General features: G+C 44.2%; 1 pseudogene. It reads left to right on the top strand.

Features of this window, described 5'->3' with window-relative positions:
- Positions 1-704: pseudogene (locus R7044_RS25530) on the top strand (hypothetical protein); the annotation flags it as partial.

Below are 704 nucleotides of genomic sequence, written 5' to 3'. Positions count from 1 at the left end.
GAGTTCTTCTGGCGGAGGTTATAAGCCACTCCATGAAGAAGAATCATTAAGAAAACCACAAGCTCGAGAAGAAACGGTTAGAGAGCGAGCAGCCCGCCAACGTCGAGAGCGTCAAGCTGAGTTGACGTATACCCAAGAAGATTACGCCCGTTGGGAACGAAATCGAAAAAGGAGACAGCTAGAGGTCGAAGCTCAAAAGGCGATTGAAGAATTATTAATTTTTCTTCCCGCATTGGATCTGGAAACTTCGGTTCACAGCCAAGCGGTAAAAGAATTTAGCGAAGCGTTCGATGTTATCTTGAAAGGGTACCACGGGGGCAATGTTTCCTATGAGACTGGATATGAGCTTATTCATCAGGTCAAAAATGGTTTCATTGAGGGAGGTGGTGCGCTTAGAAAAGTCGAAGAGAATCGGTTATCACGCCAGACAGAAAAGGCTGATAATTTCTCTCAAGATGGCAGTTATCGACGCAATCTAGTAGTGAATGATGAATCGTTAAATGTGCGCTTTAAAGCGAGTTGCGCTACGCCTGAATGCTTAATGAGAAATGCCAATATCGACATGGAAGATGATGCTTTTCAGGATTACATCGAGGCAGCGACACAAGATAAACGTTCGGATGTGATGCAGGTGATAGGTGTTGCTTTGATTGCTAATCCATATCTCAAGCCTTTGGAGTATGTTGTATTTGGAGATATCGCCT

It is taken from the genome of Vibrio sp. 1402 (genome assembly GCF_033340275.1).
Note: the sequence above shows the minus strand (reverse complement) of the source record. Positions and strands in the feature narration are given on the sequence as shown.